16 protein-coding genes, 3 pseudogenes and 1 other annotated feature are annotated in these 17,630 nt (G+C 32.1%); all 19 genes and pseudogenes read right to left on the bottom strand.

Annotated features, from left to right (window positions below; all coding sequences use genetic code 11):
- Window positions 1-15: 15 nt before the first annotated feature.
- On the bottom strand, window positions 16-561 hold the full coding sequence (gene grpE / locus NMU03_RS13080) for a nucleotide exchange factor GrpE (RefSeq protein WP_435372909.1): 546 nt from the start codon (window positions 559-561) through the stop codon (window positions 16-18).
- A gap of 10 nt (window positions 562-571) precedes the next feature.
- Window positions 572-1,609: a heat-inducible transcriptional repressor HrcA gene (gene hrcA / locus NMU03_RS13075; protein WP_290138923.1), complete on the bottom strand. Its 1,038-nt coding sequence runs from the start codon at window positions 1,607-1,609 to the stop codon at window positions 572-574.
- A 351-nt stretch (window positions 1,610-1,960) separates the two neighbouring features.
- On the bottom strand, window positions 1,961-2,101 hold the full coding sequence (locus NMU03_RS13070) for a type II toxin-antitoxin system RelE/ParE family toxin (protein WP_290138921.1): 141 nt from the start codon (window positions 2,099-2,101) through the stop codon (window positions 1,961-1,963).
- Window positions 2,098-2,250 carry a hypothetical protein gene (locus NMU03_RS13065; protein ID WP_290138919.1) on the bottom strand — a complete coding sequence of 51 codons (153 nt, stop codon included), beginning with the start codon at window positions 2,248-2,250 and terminating at the stop codon, window positions 2,098-2,100. Before NMU03_RS13065 ends, NMU03_RS13070 begins: the two co-directional genes overlap by 4 nt.
- Window positions 2,251-2,494: 244 nt before the next feature.
- Window positions 2,495-3,583, bottom strand: a complete 1,089-nt coding sequence (gene hemW, locus NMU03_RS13060) for a radical SAM family heme chaperone HemW (protein ID WP_290138918.1) — start codon at window positions 3,581-3,583, stop codon at window positions 2,495-2,497.
- Window positions 3,580-4,785 (bottom strand): L-serine ammonia-lyase, iron-sulfur-dependent, subunit alpha, encoded by a 1,206-nt coding sequence (locus NMU03_RS13055; RefSeq protein WP_290138917.1) that lies wholly within the window; start codon window positions 4,783-4,785, stop codon window positions 3,580-3,582. The genes hemW and NMU03_RS13055 overlap by 4 nt, the downstream gene beginning before the upstream one ends.
- 22 nt (window positions 4,786-4,807) lie before the next feature.
- On the bottom strand, window positions 4,808-5,749 hold the full coding sequence (gene holA / locus NMU03_RS13050) for a DNA polymerase III subunit delta (RefSeq protein WP_290138915.1): 942 nt from the start codon (window positions 5,747-5,749) through the stop codon (window positions 4,808-4,810).
- A gap of 32 nt (window positions 5,750-5,781) precedes the next feature.
- Window positions 5,782-7,590, bottom strand: a complete 1,809-nt coding sequence (locus tag NMU03_RS13045) for a ComEC/Rec2 family competence protein (RefSeq protein ID WP_290138914.1) — start codon at window positions 7,588-7,590, stop codon at window positions 5,782-5,784.
- A 173-nt stretch (window positions 7,591-7,763) separates the two neighbouring features.
- A complete protein-coding gene (locus NMU03_RS13040) occupies window positions 7,764-8,237 on the bottom strand; it encodes a ComEA family DNA-binding protein (protein WP_290138913.1) in 474 nt (157 codons plus the stop codon).
- Window positions 8,238-8,266: 29 nt separating this feature from the next.
- A complete protein-coding gene (ruvB, locus tag NMU03_RS13035; protein WP_290138911.1) occupies window positions 8,267-9,265 on the bottom strand; it encodes a Holliday junction branch migration DNA helicase RuvB in 999 nt (332 codons plus the stop codon).
- Between the two features lie 10 nt (window positions 9,266-9,275).
- Complete coding sequence (gene ruvA / locus NMU03_RS13030; RefSeq protein WP_290138910.1) at window positions 9,276-9,842, bottom strand: Holliday junction branch migration protein RuvA; 567 nt, start codon at window positions 9,840-9,842, stop codon at window positions 9,276-9,278.
- A gap of 99 nt (window positions 9,843-9,941) precedes the next feature.
- Window positions 9,942-11,228 (bottom strand): GTPase ObgE, encoded by a 1,287-nt coding sequence (gene obgE / locus NMU03_RS13025; RefSeq protein ID WP_290138908.1) that lies wholly within the window; start codon window positions 11,226-11,228, stop codon window positions 9,942-9,944.
- Between the two features lie 55 nt (window positions 11,229-11,283).
- A complete protein-coding gene (gene rpmA, locus NMU03_RS13020) occupies window positions 11,284-11,568 on the bottom strand; it encodes a 50S ribosomal protein L27 (RefSeq protein ID WP_290138906.1) in 285 nt (94 codons plus the stop codon).
- A gap of 4 nt (window positions 11,569-11,572) precedes the next feature.
- On the bottom strand, window positions 11,573-11,896 hold the full coding sequence (locus NMU03_RS13015) for a ribosomal-processing cysteine protease Prp (RefSeq protein ID WP_290138904.1): 324 nt from the start codon (window positions 11,894-11,896) through the stop codon (window positions 11,573-11,575).
- Window positions 11,896-12,246 carry a 50S ribosomal protein L21 gene (gene rplU / locus NMU03_RS13010; RefSeq protein WP_290138902.1) on the bottom strand — a complete coding sequence of 117 codons (351 nt, stop codon included), beginning with the start codon at window positions 12,244-12,246 and terminating at the stop codon, window positions 11,896-11,898. The genes NMU03_RS13015 and rplU overlap by 1 nt, the downstream gene beginning before the upstream one ends.
- A gap of 19 nt (window positions 12,247-12,265) precedes the next feature.
- Window positions 12,266-12,334 (bottom strand) — a sequence feature (ribosomal protein L21 leader region).
- 69 nt (window positions 12,335-12,403) lie between these two features.
- A pseudogene (gene xerC, locus NMU03_RS13005) lies at window positions 12,404-13,317 on the bottom strand (tyrosine recombinase XerC).
- A pseudogene (gene trmFO, locus NMU03_RS12995) lies at window positions 13,310-14,596 on the bottom strand (methylenetetrahydrofolate--tRNA-(uracil(54)-C(5))-methyltransferase (FADH(2)-oxidizing) TrmFO). Before trmFO ends, xerC begins: the two co-directional pseudogenes overlap by 8 nt.
- A 36-nt stretch (window positions 14,597-14,632) precedes the next feature.
- A pseudogene (gene topA / locus NMU03_RS12990) lies at window positions 14,633-16,706 on the bottom strand (type I DNA topoisomerase).
- Between the two features lie 48 nt (window positions 16,707-16,754).
- Window positions 16,755-17,519, bottom strand: a complete 765-nt coding sequence (gene dprA / locus NMU03_RS12985; RefSeq protein ID WP_290138896.1) for a DNA-processing protein DprA — start codon at window positions 17,517-17,519, stop codon at window positions 16,755-16,757.
- Window positions 17,520-17,630: the final 111 nt, after the last annotated feature.

Below are 17,630 nucleotides of genomic sequence, written 5' to 3'. Positions count from 1 at the left end.
TCATCCTCCTAAATTTTATTCATTCACTTTGACTAAAGATGCACGAATAACGCGATCTTTCAATTTGTAACCTTTTTGAAGTTCTTCAACAACTACATTATGATCATAATTTTCATCCTGTGTTGTCATCACTGCCTGATGTAGATTTGGATCAAACTCTTGACCTTGTGCCTCAATCACTTCTACACCATTTTTCTTTAAAATAGCCATCAATTGATCAAAAATCATTTGATAACCTTTCAAGAAAGTTTGAATTTCATCACTTGGATTTTGAACATTCAATGAACGTTCAAAATTATCCACAACTGGAAGCAATTCTTCAATAAACGATTGCATCATGAACTTCAATGAATTTTGATGCTCTTTTTCTAAACGTCTTTTTAAGTTTTCCATATCTGCAAAAACTTTGTAGTAATCCGTTTTCCAGTTATTAACTTCTTCTTCCAATTTTTTCATTTGTTGTTGTAAATTTTCTTCTTTTTGCACTTCAACATCTTCTGTTGTTTCTTCAACAACTTCTTCTTTCATTTCTTCTTGTGCAGTTTCTTTTTCTTTTGCCATTATTTCACCTCTATTCATCATCTTTATCATCGTAATCAACAAGAACTTCTTCTAAGCTCTTTGAAATATACTCAACTAAAGAAACAACTCTTTCATAAGGCATACGTGTCGGCCCAATGACTGAAATAGATCCTTTAGACTTATTCCCTGTTTTAAATGAAGCCGAAATAACGGACACATCATTTAAATCCTGAATTGGGGAATCATTCCCAATTCTTACTGTCACACCATCTTCCAAAGCAATCGGTTCTAAACTTTTCCAAGATTGCGAATTTTCAAAGGCACTAACCAAACGACGTAATTTATTCACATCATCATATTCTGGTTGATACAATAAGTTTTCCTTACCTGAGAAGTAAACATTATTGTTCGCAAACTTCATAAATGCCTCTAAAAAAGCATTAAACAAAACCTCATGCTCCTTAATGCGTGCACTCAATATTGGTTTGACATCTCTTTCTAAACGAAAGGCAACCTGATTAATTGGAGTCCCATCTAACAATTCATTCATTACATTGACACAACTTGTCAAGTCTTCCATATAGGCATTATTTTTAATATTGAAATTACGATTTTCAACATGCCCTTTATCTGTCACAATAATTGCTGTTACAGTATGTTCAGACAATGGAACAAGTGTAATATTCTGTAAATGTTCATAAATCGCGTTAGGCCCCAATGCCACAGTTGTTAAATGAGTGAGCTGACTTAAAATTTGACAGCTTTCTTTAATAATCTCATTAAGTGAACGATGTCGATTGCCTAAAATCATTGACACTTGATTCTTCACTTCATCATCTACATTGGGTTGCATTAATGTATCAACATAGAAGCGATACCCATCTGTGGAAGGAACACGTCCTGATGATGTATGTGTTTTTTCAAGATATCCATGTTCTTCAAGGAATGACATTTCATTTCTAATTGTCGCACTTGAATAAGGAAGCTGATATTTTGTCATCAAGGTTTTTGATCCTACTGGTTCAGCCGTTTCCACGAATTCTTCAACTATACATTTTAAAATCAGTAATTGTCTAGCTGTCAGCATATCTCAACCTCCTTTAGCACTCCTTTTCCCTTTGTGCTAATTACATTATACTCATCTTTTTAGCACTGTCAACACTTTTGTGCTAAAAATCAAAGAAAAAACAGACCTAAGTCTGTTCACCCAAAAAATCTATTAAAATATTATTTAAACAATTGATTTCTAAACAATATCCTCAGATATTTTATATATAAGACATATTTCTTTTTCTGTATATGATTCTATATATAACCACAATTTTTGTTTTCACGTCTACATAATAAAATGTAATATGATTCCCTATCACAAAATATCTATACTTTCTTTTTAGAGGTTTTACAAAATCATAAAATTGAAAAATTTCAAGATTTGTTTTTAATAGTTCAATCTTTTTTCTAAACTATTCAATAACTGATGAGCTGCTATTTTATTATCAAATTCTACTGAAATATATCTAACAATCTCCTTTAAATCATTTTTAAAGGTTTGTAAATATTCCATTTTATAATGATTCATTCAATGTTATCAATCATGTTATGCAAATCATCAAAGACATCAGACTGCTCCAATCGGTGACTATAGAGTTCAGCATATATTTCAGCTTCTTTCATTTTTAAATATATTTCATTTTCTTTAAGCATATTTTGATATACCGTCATACTCATAATAACCATATCATCATATCCATTTTTTGTTAAAAAATAGGCTGTTTATTTTCATGTACCGTTTTTGAAATCTCTGATAATTTTGTACGTAAATCAGATATTGGTCTAATGATAATATTTTCCATCACTTTCACCTCATCTATATTATACTTTATTTATATACAACTATTATGATACACAGTCGTTTTTAGAAATGCATTTTCATATAAAATAATTACTTTCAGTAGAAATTAATACATTTCATTTATTCATCCAAAAAATCTATTAAAATATTATTTAAATAATTGATTCCAGAAAATGTTGTTTTTAAATAACCATCAACGATTTCTAAAAAACCCATTTGTTGATATTTTGTAATCACTTTTTGATATTGATTCAAAAAATCTATTCGGTAAAGCTGGTTCATTTCTTCAATGGATAGACCTTGATTCAAACGTAATCCCATCATGATTTTTTCAAACAATTGATCTTGTAATGTCAATGAAATATCACTTGCTAAAAAATCATGTTTAAGATATCGCGTTAATGATTTTGTATTTTCCAAGCGATGACCATTTTTTAAAGAATGTGCAGATACCCCTATCCCATCATAATCTTGATAATGCCAATAAACTAAATTATGCAAGGAAGGTTTGAAACGATAAAAATTACTCACTTCATATTGCTTGTAACCATATTGCTGTATTTGCTGGCGAATAATTTCATACCATTTGGCATCTTCTTCATCATCTAAAGGCTGATAATTGATATTCTTTAAAATTGTATGATCCTCTAAAATTAATGAATAATAGGAAACATGTCCCACATTTAATTGATTGAGAGTTTCCATATCTTGATAAACATCTTCTAATGTTTGATCAGGCAAACCATACATCAAATCAATATTTATATCTTGAAAGTCCATATTTTGAGCCTCTTGAATAAATGCTTTAGCTTGACTCGATGTATGCACACGCCCTATTTTTTTGAGTAAATCATCTTGAAAGGTTTGAACACCAATGCTCAAACGATTGACACCATTTTGCAAACATAACGCTAACTTCTCATGATCCATTGTTTCTGGATTTATTTCAATACTATATTCCTGAACTTGATAAGCAAATGGTTTCAACAAATCAAAGAGATATTGGAGCTGTTCATATGTTAAAGTAGTAGGTGTTCCTCCTCCAATATAAATTGTCTGATAATCTTGTTTTAAATCCTTTTGTTGTATTTCATAGGCCAATGCTTCTAAATATTGCCACGCCCACTTTTCATGATAGAAAACCTTACAAAAATCACAATAACTACATATATGCTTACAAAAAGGAATATGTACATATAAAGAACTCATGATAAACCAAATTCTTTCGCTAATCCACCTAATGATGTTTCTTTATAATCACTTGATAAATCTTTTCCAGTTTCTTTCATCACTTTCACAATGGTATCAAAAGACACTTTATTTTTTCTTAAATAACCAAGTTGTTTAGCTAACATAGCGGCATCTAAGGCACGTAAAGACCCATAACCATTACGTTCAATACATGGAATTTGGACATAACCTCCAACCGGATCACAAGTTAATCCTAAATTATGTTCCAACCCCATTTCAGCAGCATATTCAATTAAAGAATTATTTAGTTCATATATCCATGCCATTGTGGCAGCTACCATTGCACAAGCTGTTCCAACCTCTGCCTGGCAACCACCATCAGCTCCTGAAATTGTACCATTGGTTTTGACAACATTGCCAAATAGTCCCCCAATAGCTAAGGCTTTAATTAAATCCTTCTTTTCAATATGTAATTGCTTATAACAATAATATAATACAGCTGGTAAAATGCCACTCGCTCCACAAGTTGGAGCTGTCACAATTTTTCCACCATCGGCATTCTCTTCTGAAACAGCATAAGCATAACTAGAAATAAATAATCTTTCACGATCAGCCTCACGACGCGTATTTTGAGCTTGTTGATACATAGATTTCGCAACTCTTTTTAATTTGAGTCGCCCTTGAATCACACCTTCTTTTTTCAAGCCATTTTCAACACTTTCAAACATTGCTTCTAAAATATCAGAAAGAAAATGATCAAAATCATCACCTTCATTTTCTAAAACATAATCATATAAAGAAATACCATGAACATCAACATAATGTAAAATCTCTTTCATTGTTTTTTGTTGATAAACTTGTACAGGTTCTTGTGCCAAATCTCCTTTAAATAAAATAGATCCTCCACCAATAGAATACACCTCTATGACCTTTAATTCCTGATCATCTTGAAAAACATGTACTAACATTCCATTAGGATGTTCGGGTAATTCATCACTTTTAAAAGAAAATTCCACCGGCTTAGGAGCCAATGTTTTTTCAATAATATAATCTGTTAAATGGCCTTTTCCTGTAAGTGCCAATGATCCATGTAAGTCAACATGAAAATGTGTTGCTTCAGGATACATTTCTTTAATTTTTAAGGCTGCTCTTTGTGGTCCCATTGTATGTGATGATGAAGGGCCAAACCCGATTTTAAATAATTCTCTCATTGATTCCATGATTCATTTCCTCCCATTCGCATTAAAAAAGTTCTAAACCTTTATATTTATCTATTTTTCCTGTTTTAATCGCAATATCCAACTGCGATAATTCATCAATATGTGCTAATAATTCTTTTAAATCAAAATCTTGTCCATCACGTCTAATATATTTTAAACGATAAGGATTCATAGATAAAATTTGCGCAATTTCTCTATCATTATAACCTTTTCTATCTAATAATTTCACTTGATATAACAAACGCATTGCATTACCTATCAAAACAATCAATTTAATCGGTTCCTCATTATTGACAATTAAATCTTTATAAATACGAAAACTACGAGCTGTTTCTTTATTTAATATTGCCTGACTGAGTTCAAAAACATTTTCTTCAACCTGTTTTGTCACTAATAAATCTATTGTTTCTACTGTAATATGTTTTGTATATAAACAAAGTTTATTAACTTCCTGTGAAATTTCTAAAAGATTTGAAGGCATACGTGATAAAAATAATCTCAATGCATCTTCTTCAATCTCACATCCTCGACTTTTAATCGCCTGATGTGTTGCTTTATATAACTGATGCTCATCCATCTTTTCAATTTCATAAAAATGAGCCAATTTACGTAATGATTTGACAACCTTTTTTCGTTCATCAAAATTACGTTGATCATGATAAATAACAAACACAGTTGTGGGATTATCCAGCTTTAAATAATCCATAAATTTTTGAATATCTTCTTCACTCATTGTTTTTTGTTTTTGAGTTGTTAAAAAGAGGGGATTCTTTAAAACAATCATCTTATATTCTGTTAAAAATGGTGGTGTTAAAGCATCTTCAATAATGGTTGCCATACTTGTTTCCTGACACCAATATGTCACCATATTCATATCTTCTTCTTGAATATGATATTTCTTTTTTAATGTCTTTAATCTTTGCTCCATTAATAATTTATCTTCACCATAGATGACAAAATTCATAACATCACCTCACGTTTACCATTATACATGAATCAACGCAAAATGTAACGTTCTTTTCCATAAAATCGAATGTGAAACATCCCATCTTGATCCGTTCTTAAAATCGTTATGCCTTTTCTTTCTAAACGTTCAATAACCTGCGTAGAAGGATGATGATACATATTATTCTTTTTGACTCCTATCATCGCAATATCAGGATGCACAGTTGATAAAAATGCTGGAGAAGTCGCAGTCGCACTTCCATGATGTGAAACTTTTAAAACATCGACATCCAATGTCCGTAACTGTTCCAATATATCTTTTTCAACAACGCTAGAAGCATCACCAGTAAACAAAATATTCATCGATGGTAAAGATACATACATAATTAAAGATTGATCATTAGAATCACTGTAAACTTTGTCACTTTTAATCATTTGTATTGTGGCACAGCCAATTTGTCGACTTTCTTCAAAGGAATCAATGACCTCACCAACTGAAAAATGCTCTAACAAAGATGTTAAAGCGCCACAATGATCAAAATCATCGTGAGAAATATAAATATAGTCCAAATGGGAAATACCCACTGATTTTAGATAAGGAATAATGGTTTTGGTTGCTAAATCATAATCCTGTGTGCCACCCGTATCAATTAAAATATTCCCTTGATTCATGGGTAAGCGAATCAACGTACAATCACCCTGTCCCACATCAATCATGGTCACTTCTCCATAAATCTTATATTGACTCCATACTTGCAAAACAATCATTAATGAAAATAATGCTAAGATTTCTTTTCGATAGGAACGTTTCAATTCCTGAAGAATGATGATACGAAAATAGAAAAAATAAAAAAGAACCAACCAGGCTAGAGTTGGTTTTGAAAAAACAATAAAATTATTCAATGACGTTAAAAAAGAAAGAATGTTTTGAAAAATCATAACCATATATTTTAATACCATTTCTAACACTGGAAAAAATACAGAAAGAACAGACAAACTATAAAACCATTCAATAAAAGCATTTAAAATATCACTGACTGCAAAAGTAATCAAAGGAATTTGGGCATTCAAAGTTAAAATAATAGGTAATGATGATAAATAAATCCAAAAAGATGAATAACATAAATGTTTTGTGATTAAAACAATAAAATAGATAAAATATGAAAAAACAAAAGAAATATTATAAATGATATAGGGATTATAAAACAAAGAACAAATCAAAAGAAATGCAAAAATATCTAACTGATGAAACCATTTTTTAAAGATTTCATATAGCAGTAAAACAAAAAAAGCACGATATAAAGACACAAGCATTGGAATCGAGAAAATATAAAAACCAATCATCAAAAAAGTAATGAGCTTGGCGACATGACGTGGTAAAAATAAAGACAAGCTATTTTTGATAAAAGCATATAAAATATGGATATGCATTCCTGATAAAGCAAACATATGCACAAGAGAAAGATCCGTTAATAACTGATAATCTTCACCAATTGTTGCACTTTTTTGTCCTAAAATAAATAATCGTTGATAATCCTGAATATCCTGATTGGTAGAAAAACGTTGTTCTAGCCAACGATAAAAAGTAGGTTGTTTTTGTTGGGAAATGAGTTTTTCAACATATGCTTTATGAAATATTTTTTGACCATAAAGATAATCTTTTTCACAAAAAGCATTATCATTACTGTTTTCATAGAGTTCTAATTCCTTAACTTCAACCTTTAATAAATCCCCATACTCTATATCAATGTTATCATGATAAAGTTTAACAGTTCCTGCATCTGTTTTTAAATAACAATAATTTTCTCCAACTTTACTCACACTTCCTTCAAGATGAGAAGGTAAAGCATTGATAGACATGGGGCGCATCCATAAACACAAACAAAGAACAATCAAGATTATCAAATGTGATAAAGATAATCTATGATAAATAAAAACACCATAACAAAGATAAACCAAATAAAAAAGAGGATGTAAAAATCGGGCCAAAACAAAGCATAACAATCCTAATGCATAATAAAAAAGATGATATCTTATAAACATAAATTTTCCCTCAATCGCAAATATGTTTTTTCACCAATACCACTCACATTCATAATATCTTCAATGGATTCAAAAGGTTGTTGACTACGATAGTCCATGATTTTTAATGCTGTTTTTTCACCAATGCCCTGTAAAGTCATCAATTCTTCTTTAGTCGCATGATTTAAAGATATCGCATGATCATTAATGGGTGGTAAATAAATACGACTTTCATCTTCAACGATTTTATCAGTATTTAAAGATTGTAAATTGGCTTTTGAAGATACACCAATTTCATCAATTAAATCTTGGATTGTTTTTTGACCCTCAAATTCATATTTTCCATTCGTTAAAAATTCGCCTTCTAAAATCACATATGATAATGAAATCACTTCTTTTTCTTGAACTTCTGGTTTTTGAAAATCATAAATAATGGAACATACCATTAAAACAAGCAGTCCAATTATCTGATACTTCTTTTTCATCATAACCTCCTTCAAATAAAAAAAGAATCCTAAGATTCTTTTGAAATATGAAAATGCTGATAAGCAAGTTCTGTCACCACACGTCCTCTTGGTGTTCTTTTAATTAATCCAGTCTGTAATAAATAAGGTTCATACACATCTTCTAAAGTTAAAGGTTCTTCCCCGATACTTGCAGCAATTGCTTCTAAACCAACTGGTCCACCACGGAAACGTTGAATAATCCCTAATAAATATTTATGATCAACATCATCTAAACCTAATTCATCAACTTTTAGAGATTGCAGAGCCTCAATTGTTCTTGACTTGGTAATGATGTCATCTCCATTATATTGTGCAAAATCTCTGACACGTCTAAACAAACGATTAGCAATTCTTGGTGTTCCTCGAGAACGTCTGGCTAGTTCCACTTTAGCCTCATCATCCATATCAATACGATAAACCTGACTTGTACGGTCAATAATGGCTGTTAATTCTGTTTCATTATAATATTCTAATTTAGAAACAATCCCAAAACGATCTCTTAATGGTGCAGATAAATCACCCGCTCTTGTTGTGGCCCCAACTAATGTAAAAGGTGGTAAATCAATACGAATAGAACGTGTTGAGGCTTCTTTACCAATCACCACATCAACATAAAAATCTTCCATAGCTGGATATAAAATTTCTTCAACAACTTTATTTAAGCGATGAATTTCATCAATAAACAAAACATCCCCTGGTTCTAATGATGTCAGTATGGCAACCAAATCACCTGTTTTTTCAATGCTTGGTCCGGTTGTTGCTTTTAAATGTGTTCCCATTTCATTGGCAATAATCATGGACATCGTTGTTTTTCCTAAACCTGGTGGTCCATATAATAAAACATGATCTAAAGTTTCATTTCTTAATTTTGCTGCACCAACAAATACTTTTAAATTCTTTTTTAAGTCTGTTTGTCCGATATATTCATCAAAAGATTGAGGTCTTAATTGATTTTCTTCATCTTCTACATGTTCCTTTGTATCTAAAATATCATGATTTAAATCCATAATCATCCTCCTATAATTTGACTAATAAACCAAGTGCTTTTTTGACATAGCCATTCGTATCCAATGTTTCATGAGTAAGTGTATTCATGACACGATCAACATCTTGTTTTTTATATCCTAAAGCAATTAAAACTTCTATCGCCTCATCAAATTCAACCGAAGTTAAAACGATTGGTGAAGTTGTATTTTGGAATTTACCCTGCAAATCTAAAACAATCTGTTGAGCTGCTTTAGGCCCAATACCAGGGATTTTTCTTAAATAAGCAATATTCTTTGACTCAATAGCTGTGATAATAGCCTCCACATCTCCAGTAGCTAAAATACCAATCGCTGTCTTACAACCAATCCCTTTAACAAGAATCAATTTTAAAAACAAATCTTTTTCTTCCGGTGTTAAAAAACCAAATAATGCAATGCCATCTTCTTTAACCTGCTGATAAACATAAACCTGCGTTTCCTGTCCACGCTTAAATTGATAAGGATTGGAAACATAAATCAAATATCCAATTCCCTGATTATCTACCACGATATGATCTTTAGACATATCGACAATCATACCTTTAATATAACTATACATGTCACAACTCCTATTTCATAATATCCCTATCATTATAACATACTTTTAAAATAAATAAAAAAATGAGAAGCAATTTTCTCATTTTTTTGTATAAAAGATTTATTCATAGAATTCAAATTCAAAATCTAAAATAGAAACAGTATCGCCAGCTTGTACCCCTGCCACACGCAAAGCATCATCTAAACCAATATTACGCATTTTTTGGGCAAAACGTTTAACACCATCATCACTGCCAAGTGATGCCATTTGAACAATTTTTTCTACACGCTCACCAGTGACATGCCATTGACCATTACCCATATTATGAATTTCAAAGCCAATTTCATCTGGTTTTTGATATGTATAAAGCACACTGTTTTCCGTTTCTTCTTCCTCAGTTGCAAATGATGGTGTACGATCTAATAAATCAGCAATCGCATATAATACCATATCCACACCTTCTTGAATTAATGCAATCACAGGAAAAACAGGTATATCTTCACCTAGCTGTTCTTTAAAACGTTTTAAATTATTTTCAGCTTCAGGTTCATCCATTTTATTAGCGACAATAATTTGTGGTCTTTCTAACAAACGATACTTATATTCACCTAATTCCTTATTGATTGCTAGATAATCTTCATAAGGATCACGTCCTTCAGTACCGCCCATATCAATCACATGAACAATCACACGACATCTTTCAATATGACGTAAAAATTGATGTCCTAATCCTTTTCCTTGACTTGCTCCTTCAATTAATCCTGGTAAATCCGCCATCACAAAAGAACGCCCATCTTTAGATTGCGCAACCCCCAAATTAGGAACAATTGTAGTAAAATGATAATCAGCAATTTCTGGTCTAGCACGTGATACAACAGATAATAATGTAGATTTCCCTACTGATGGAAAACCTACTAATCCTACATCAGCAAGTAATTTTAGCTCACAAATTAAATTATATTTTTCACCAGGTTCCCCATGTTCACAAATAGTTGGAGCAGGATTACGACTTGTTGCAAAACGCGCATTTCCTCGTCCACCACGTCCTCCTTTAGCAATCACTGCTCTTTGCTTATCATGAGTTAAATCCGCTAAAACACGACCACTATCCTCATCATAAATCACAGTTCCTACAGGGACTTTTAAAATCATATCAGCACCATCGGCTCCATGCATCTTTTTAGCCATTCCCTGTCCACCATTTTTAGCTTTATATTCACGATGATATCTAAAATCTAATAATGTTGATAATGAAGTTGTGGCCTCAAAAATAATACTTCCACCTTTTCCACCATCACCACCAGCAGGTCCTCCTTTAGGAACATAGGCTTCACGACGAAATGCGACAACACCGTCGCCACCTTTTCCAGCTTCTACATAGATATGAACTTTATCAATAAATTTCATTCTTTCACCTTCTTTCTATTTTTCAAAAAAAGAACCCCTCCATAAGGGGTTCCTATTAAGCAGCTGGGTAAACAGAAACTTTCTTTCTTGATCTTCCTTCTCTTTCGAATTTAACAACACCATCTACTTTTGCAAATAAAGTGTCATCTCCACCTTTTCCAACATTTACACCTGGATGAATCTTAGTTCCTCTTTGTCTGTAAATGATAGAACCAGCAGTACAGAATTGCCCATCAGATAATTTAGCTCCTAATCTTTTTGATTTAGAATCACGACCATTTTTTGTTGATCCAACACCTTTTTTAGAAGCGAATAATTGTAAATCTAATTTAAACATCATGGTTTCATACCTCCATCTTTTCAATTTTCATGTATTTTGAATAAGATTCTTCAACAGTTTTCAACATCACTTCAAATGTCCCTAGCACCACTTGAATCTGATCATTGTCCTGATGAACCTTAATATCAATAAATCCATCTTTTATCTCAATAGTTCCTAAATTCTTTGATAAAAACTGATAATGTACTAATGCATTTGCAATACCAATACACGCTGTACTGACACCAGCACATACCAAATCTTTTCCATATTCAGCACTTTGTGCATGACCGGAAACTGTTATCTGTAAAATGGATTGATTATACTTTTTAATAACAGCTTTAATCATTATTCAGCAGCTTCAGTAGCTTCTTGTTTTGCTTTTCTAGCAGTTTTTTTAATATCTTTGATAACTAATTTTGTATAAGGTTGTCTATGACCTTGTTTTTTGTGATAATGTTTCTTAGGATTGTATTTATAAATTAATACTTTCTTTTCTTTTCCATGTTTTTCAACTTGAGCAGTTACAGTTGCCCCTTTGATATAAGGATTCCCGATTTTGCTTGTTTTATCCCCAATAAATAAAACTTTGTCTAAAACAACTTCTTCTCCTTCAGCAACATCTAATTTTTCAACAAAAATAGTATCTCCAACTTCAACTTTTAATTGTTTTCCACCAGTTTCAATAATTGCGTACATGATGTACCTCCTTCTTTTTATATAATCTCAGACTCGCCAACCAAGGCAGCGTTGCTTTAATACCTTGTATGTGCGGTTGTAGCTAGAGGTCTACAACATAGGTATATTATCATTTTATCTCCCTATCGTCAATCTTTTTTTAATTATTCTCATTTCCTCAATGATTTTGTTGATTTCGAGGATGGGAATGATCATAAACCTCTTTCAAATGTTGTTTGGTAATATGTGTATAAACTTGTGTTGTAGATAAATTGGAATGTCCCAGTAACTCTTGAACCACACGAATATCAATACCCTGTTCTAATAAATGAGTCGCAAAAGAATGACGAATCGTATGAGGATGAATCTTTTTCGTTGGATCGTAATCTCTAACAATACGATTGACAATATCTTCGACACCACGATTGGTTAAAGGTTTTCCAAATTTATTTACAAAAACATAATCATGTTCCTGTTGTGATTTCATCATGATATCTTGACGATCACTCTCTATATAATCTTCTAATAAATCACTTGCATAATCATGAAAAGGAACATAACGATCTTTCCCACCTTTTCCATGAATAAATAACAGTTGTCTAGAAAAATCAATCTGTGATATTTGTAATTCTACGACTTCAGAACAACGCAAACCAGATGCATACATTAATTCCAGCATTGCTTTATTACGTCGTCCAAGTGGTGTATGGGTATCAATGCTATCTAATAAATCCAACATTTCATCCATATAAAGAAAATCAGGCTGACGTTGTGGCTCTTTTAAAGATTCCACCAAAAGAAAAGGATTATCATCTACCAGTTCTTCTTTTTGTAAATAACGATAAAGTCCCCTTAAACTACTCATTTTATGATTAATCGTCTTAGGTGATAAGCTCTTAGTATGTAAATAAGCCAGATAACCTCTTAAAAAGAATATTTGACTGTTTCAAAATTTTCAATACCTTCACGTTTACAATACTCAACAAATTCATCAATATCTCTTTGATAACCCTTGATGGTTAAATCAGAATAATTTTTAAGATATTGAAGATAATGCAAATAATCTTTAATCATCTTATGAAAATCAGACATGACTTAAAAAATTCTCCATTGTTTCTAAAGCACGTTTAGCATAAGCTTCTTTTCGTTCCTTTTTCTTCACACGTGTTTTTAGTTCTGGCAAAATACCGAAATTGGCTTTCATGGGTTGGAAATTATTTTCATCACCATGGGTAATATAATAAGCCAATGCCCCCATGACTGTTTCACGCTAAAAACAAGTAATTCTTGATTTTGTAAATATCTAGCCATATTCATACCTGCGACCATACCACTTTGAGCAGACTCAACATAGCCTTCTACACCCGTCATTTGTCCTGCAAAAACAGATCATCACGACCAATAAATTGATACGTTGGTTTTAAATAACGTGGTGAGCAGATGAAACAATTACGATGCATAACCCCATAACGAACAATTTTCGCATTTTCTAAGCCTGGTATCATATGGATAATACGCTCCTGTTCACCCCATTTTAAATGCGTTTGAAAGCCAACAATATTATAGAGCGTTCCCACAGCATTATCTTGTCTTAATTGTACAACTGCGTAAGGTCTTTGACCTTCTTTCTCTAATCCCACTGGTTTCATTGGTCCAAACAACAATGTTTGTTGACCACGTCTGGCAATTTCTTCAAATGGCATACAACCTTCAAAAAACTTTTCTTCAAAATCTTTTGGTTTCACGACTTCAGCATGAATTAATGTATCATAGAAAGCTTCAAATTGTTCTTTTGTCATTGGACAGTTAATATATTCAGCTTCACCTTTATCATATCTTGATTTCATATAAGCAATCGAAAAATCAACACTGTCTTTTTCAATGATTGGTGCAGCAGCATCGTAAAAATAGAAATAATCTTCCTGCAATAACTGTTGAATTTGCTTAGATAAAGCTGCACTTGTTAAAGGGCCAGATGCAATAATTGTAGGTCCTTCTAGAATCTCTGTCACTTCTTCACGAATAACTTCAATCAAAGGTTGTGATTCAATATATTCAGTAATTGCTTTAGAAAAACCTTCACGATCCACCGCTAAAGATCCACCAGCTGGTACTTGATGTGCTCTAGCAAATTTGATTATCACACTTTCATTCATTTCCATTTCTTTTTGAGCACCCCAACTGCATTATTCAACCCATCAGCTCTTAACGAGTTAGAACAAACAAGCTCAGCAAAATCAGCTGTTTTATGTGCTCCTGTTGTCTGATGTGGACGCATTTCATATAAACGTACAGGAATTTGACGTGAAACAAGTTGATTCGCTGCTTCTACTCCCGCTAAACCACCACCAATAATATTGACTCTTTTCATTTTCATTTCCTTTCTAAAAAGTCCCTTACGGGACTTTTATTTAATGATTGTTTTACACTTAGGATAAGCTGAACAAGCTTTAAATTCTCCAAAACGTCCTTTTTTAATCACGATTGGACTCCCACAGTTGGGACAAACTTCATCCGTCATTACAGGTTCAGCTTTTTTCTTTTCGTTTTTAATATACTTACATTCAGGATAATTTGAACAAGCCTCAAACTTACCATAACGACCTGTTTTATAGACCATTGGACTCCCACATTTTGGACAATTCTCACCTGTATACTCAACTGTTTCAGGTTCTTTTTTGATATATTTACATGTCGGATAATTCGAACAAGCCACAAATGTACCATAGCGTCCTTTACGAATCACAAGATCACCACCACATTCTGGACAAGTTTCACCTGTCTTTTGTGGTTGAATTTGTTCCATCTTTTCATAAGCATTTTCTAATAAAGGTTCAAATTTATCTTCAAATGCTGTCAAAGCATGAACATAATTATCATGTCCTTCAGCAATCTCATCAAGTTCTTGTTCCATTTGAGCTGTATATTCAACATTAATAATACTATCAAAGAATTCTACAAGTTTCTCATTTGTAAGCACTCCTGATTCCGTTGGTTTAAAAGCCTTATCCACCATTTCTACATATTGTCTTGTAACAATCGTATCAATAATACTTGCATAAGTACTTGGACGCCCAATTCCTAAATCTTCAAGTTCTTTAATTAACTTTGCTTCAGTATAACGAGCTGGTGGTTTCGTAAAATGTTGAGATTTTTTAATATCCTGACTTAAAAGTTTTTCATCAACAACAACTTCAGGAAGAAGTTCATCATTTTGTTTTTCATAAGCCCCATAAACTCTTAAATAACCATCAAATTGAATCACTGAACCACTGGCTTTAAATTCATAACCATTATTTTCTAACGAAAGAGTTGTCGCATTCAACAGTGCTGGTGCCATTAATGAAGCCATCGCTCTTGCATAAATTAAAGAATATAATTTATACTCATCACGATTCAAATATTCTTTCACACTTTCAGGTGTACGCATAATACTTGTTGGACGTATCCCTTCATGGGCATCCTGTACATTATCTTTTTCTTAGATACTTTCACACTTCCCACATAGTCTTTTCCGTATTTTTCACCGATATACTGTTTTGTTTCATTAATAAAACTTTCTGACAAACGAATTGAATCGGTTCTCATATACGTAATCAAACCAACTGTTTCATGACCAATATCTACACCTTCATATAATTTTTGGGCAATCATCATTGTACGTTTCGCTTTAAAATTCAATTTTGAAGATGCTTCCTGTTGTAACGTTGATGTGATAAAAGGTGGTTTTGATGCACGTTTCTTTTTTGATTTTTTAACATCACCAACAATAAATTCTTTATTTAATGCTTCATAAACTGCATTTGTTTCAGTTTCATTATGAAGTTCTATCTTACGCCCTGCATGTTTTGCAAGCTGGGCTTCAAACAAAATATCATCTTTTTCAAAAACAGCTTTCACTTTCCAATATTCTTCAGGAATAAAAGCTTCAATTTCTTTTTCTCTTTCACAAATCAATCTTAATGCGACGGATTGTACACGCCCAGCTGACTTAGATTTAATTTTCTTTTGTAAAAGCTTAGAAAGTTTAAATCCAATAATACGATCTAAAACTCTTCTTGTTTCTTGAGATTTCACAAGGTTTTGATCAATTGTACGAGGATTTTTTAAAGCATTAATGACAGCGTCATGTGTAATTTCATTAAAAACTATACGATTCGTTAAACTTTCATCCAATCCTAAGACTTCCGCAAGATGCCAAGAAATTGCTTCCCCTCACGATCAGGGTCGGTAGCCAAATAAACATAATCAGCTTCTTTGACACATTTCTTTAATTCTTTAACGACATCTTTCTTATCTTTATTAATGACATAGTTAGGTTTAAAATCATTTTCTACATCGACTCCTAGTCCACCTTTTCCAGTGGTTGCCAAGTCCCTAATATGTCCTTTTGATGAAGTCACTTCAAAATCTGCCCCCAAATATTTTTGAATTGTTTTTGATTTTGAAGGCGATTCGACAATCACTAAATTCTTACCCATCATATTACCTCCTACGTGTTCTCTATTATTAAGTCTTTTTTGAATTTGTCAACCATAATCTTCATCTTCCACAATATCAGCTACATTCATGACAAGTTTAGCACCCTGTTTAATCAATTCATTACAACCTTCATAATCATCAAAACGTCCCGGTATACAAAATATGTCCTTGCCTTGTTCTAAAGCATAGCCAGCAGTAATCATCGTACCACTTTTTTGTTTAGCCTCACTAATTAATATGCTATGAGATAAACCGGCAATAATACGATTACGAAATGGAAATAAACGTTTTTGAGGAGCTGTAAAAAACGGATATTCACTTAAGACAAGTTGATGTTCTTTAAGCTCTTCATATAATAATCTATTCTCCTTAGGATAGCAATATTCAATTCCCGTTCCTAAAACCGCAATTGTTTTGCCACCATAAGCAATCGCATTTTGATGTGCAACAGTATCAATGCCTCTTGCCATCCCACTGACAATGGTATACCCGTTTTGTACTAAATCTTTCACAAATATATGCGTTGCACGTTTACCATACTCACTCATTTGACGCATTCCTACAACACCAATTGTTTTGGTATTCAACAATGATAAATCACCATAATAATATAAAACAAATGGTGGACAGTTTATCTGTTTCAATAATTCAGGATACGCATCACTAAAGATGGTTATGTACTGACACTTCATTCCTTTCATCAATTCTACTTTTAAATTTTCATTAACTCTTTCTTTATTCATTAAAGCATTATAGATTTTTTGAAAATCCCCATCATACTTTAAAGAAAAATATAATACTAATTCTTCCATATAATTATCCTCCTATTATTTATATACGCAAAAATTTTTCATTTTTCTTTTTTTCAATGAAATTTTTTCAAAAAATTAAAAAAACAACTCATATTCCATGAATTGCTTTTT

It is taken from the genome of Allocoprobacillus halotolerans, assembly GCF_024399475.1.
GTDB classification, from domain to species: domain Bacteria; phylum Bacillota_I; class Bacilli_A; order Erysipelotrichales; family Coprobacillaceae; genus Allocoprobacillus; species Allocoprobacillus halotolerans.
This window is presented reverse-complemented; position numbering and strand designations above follow the sequence as displayed.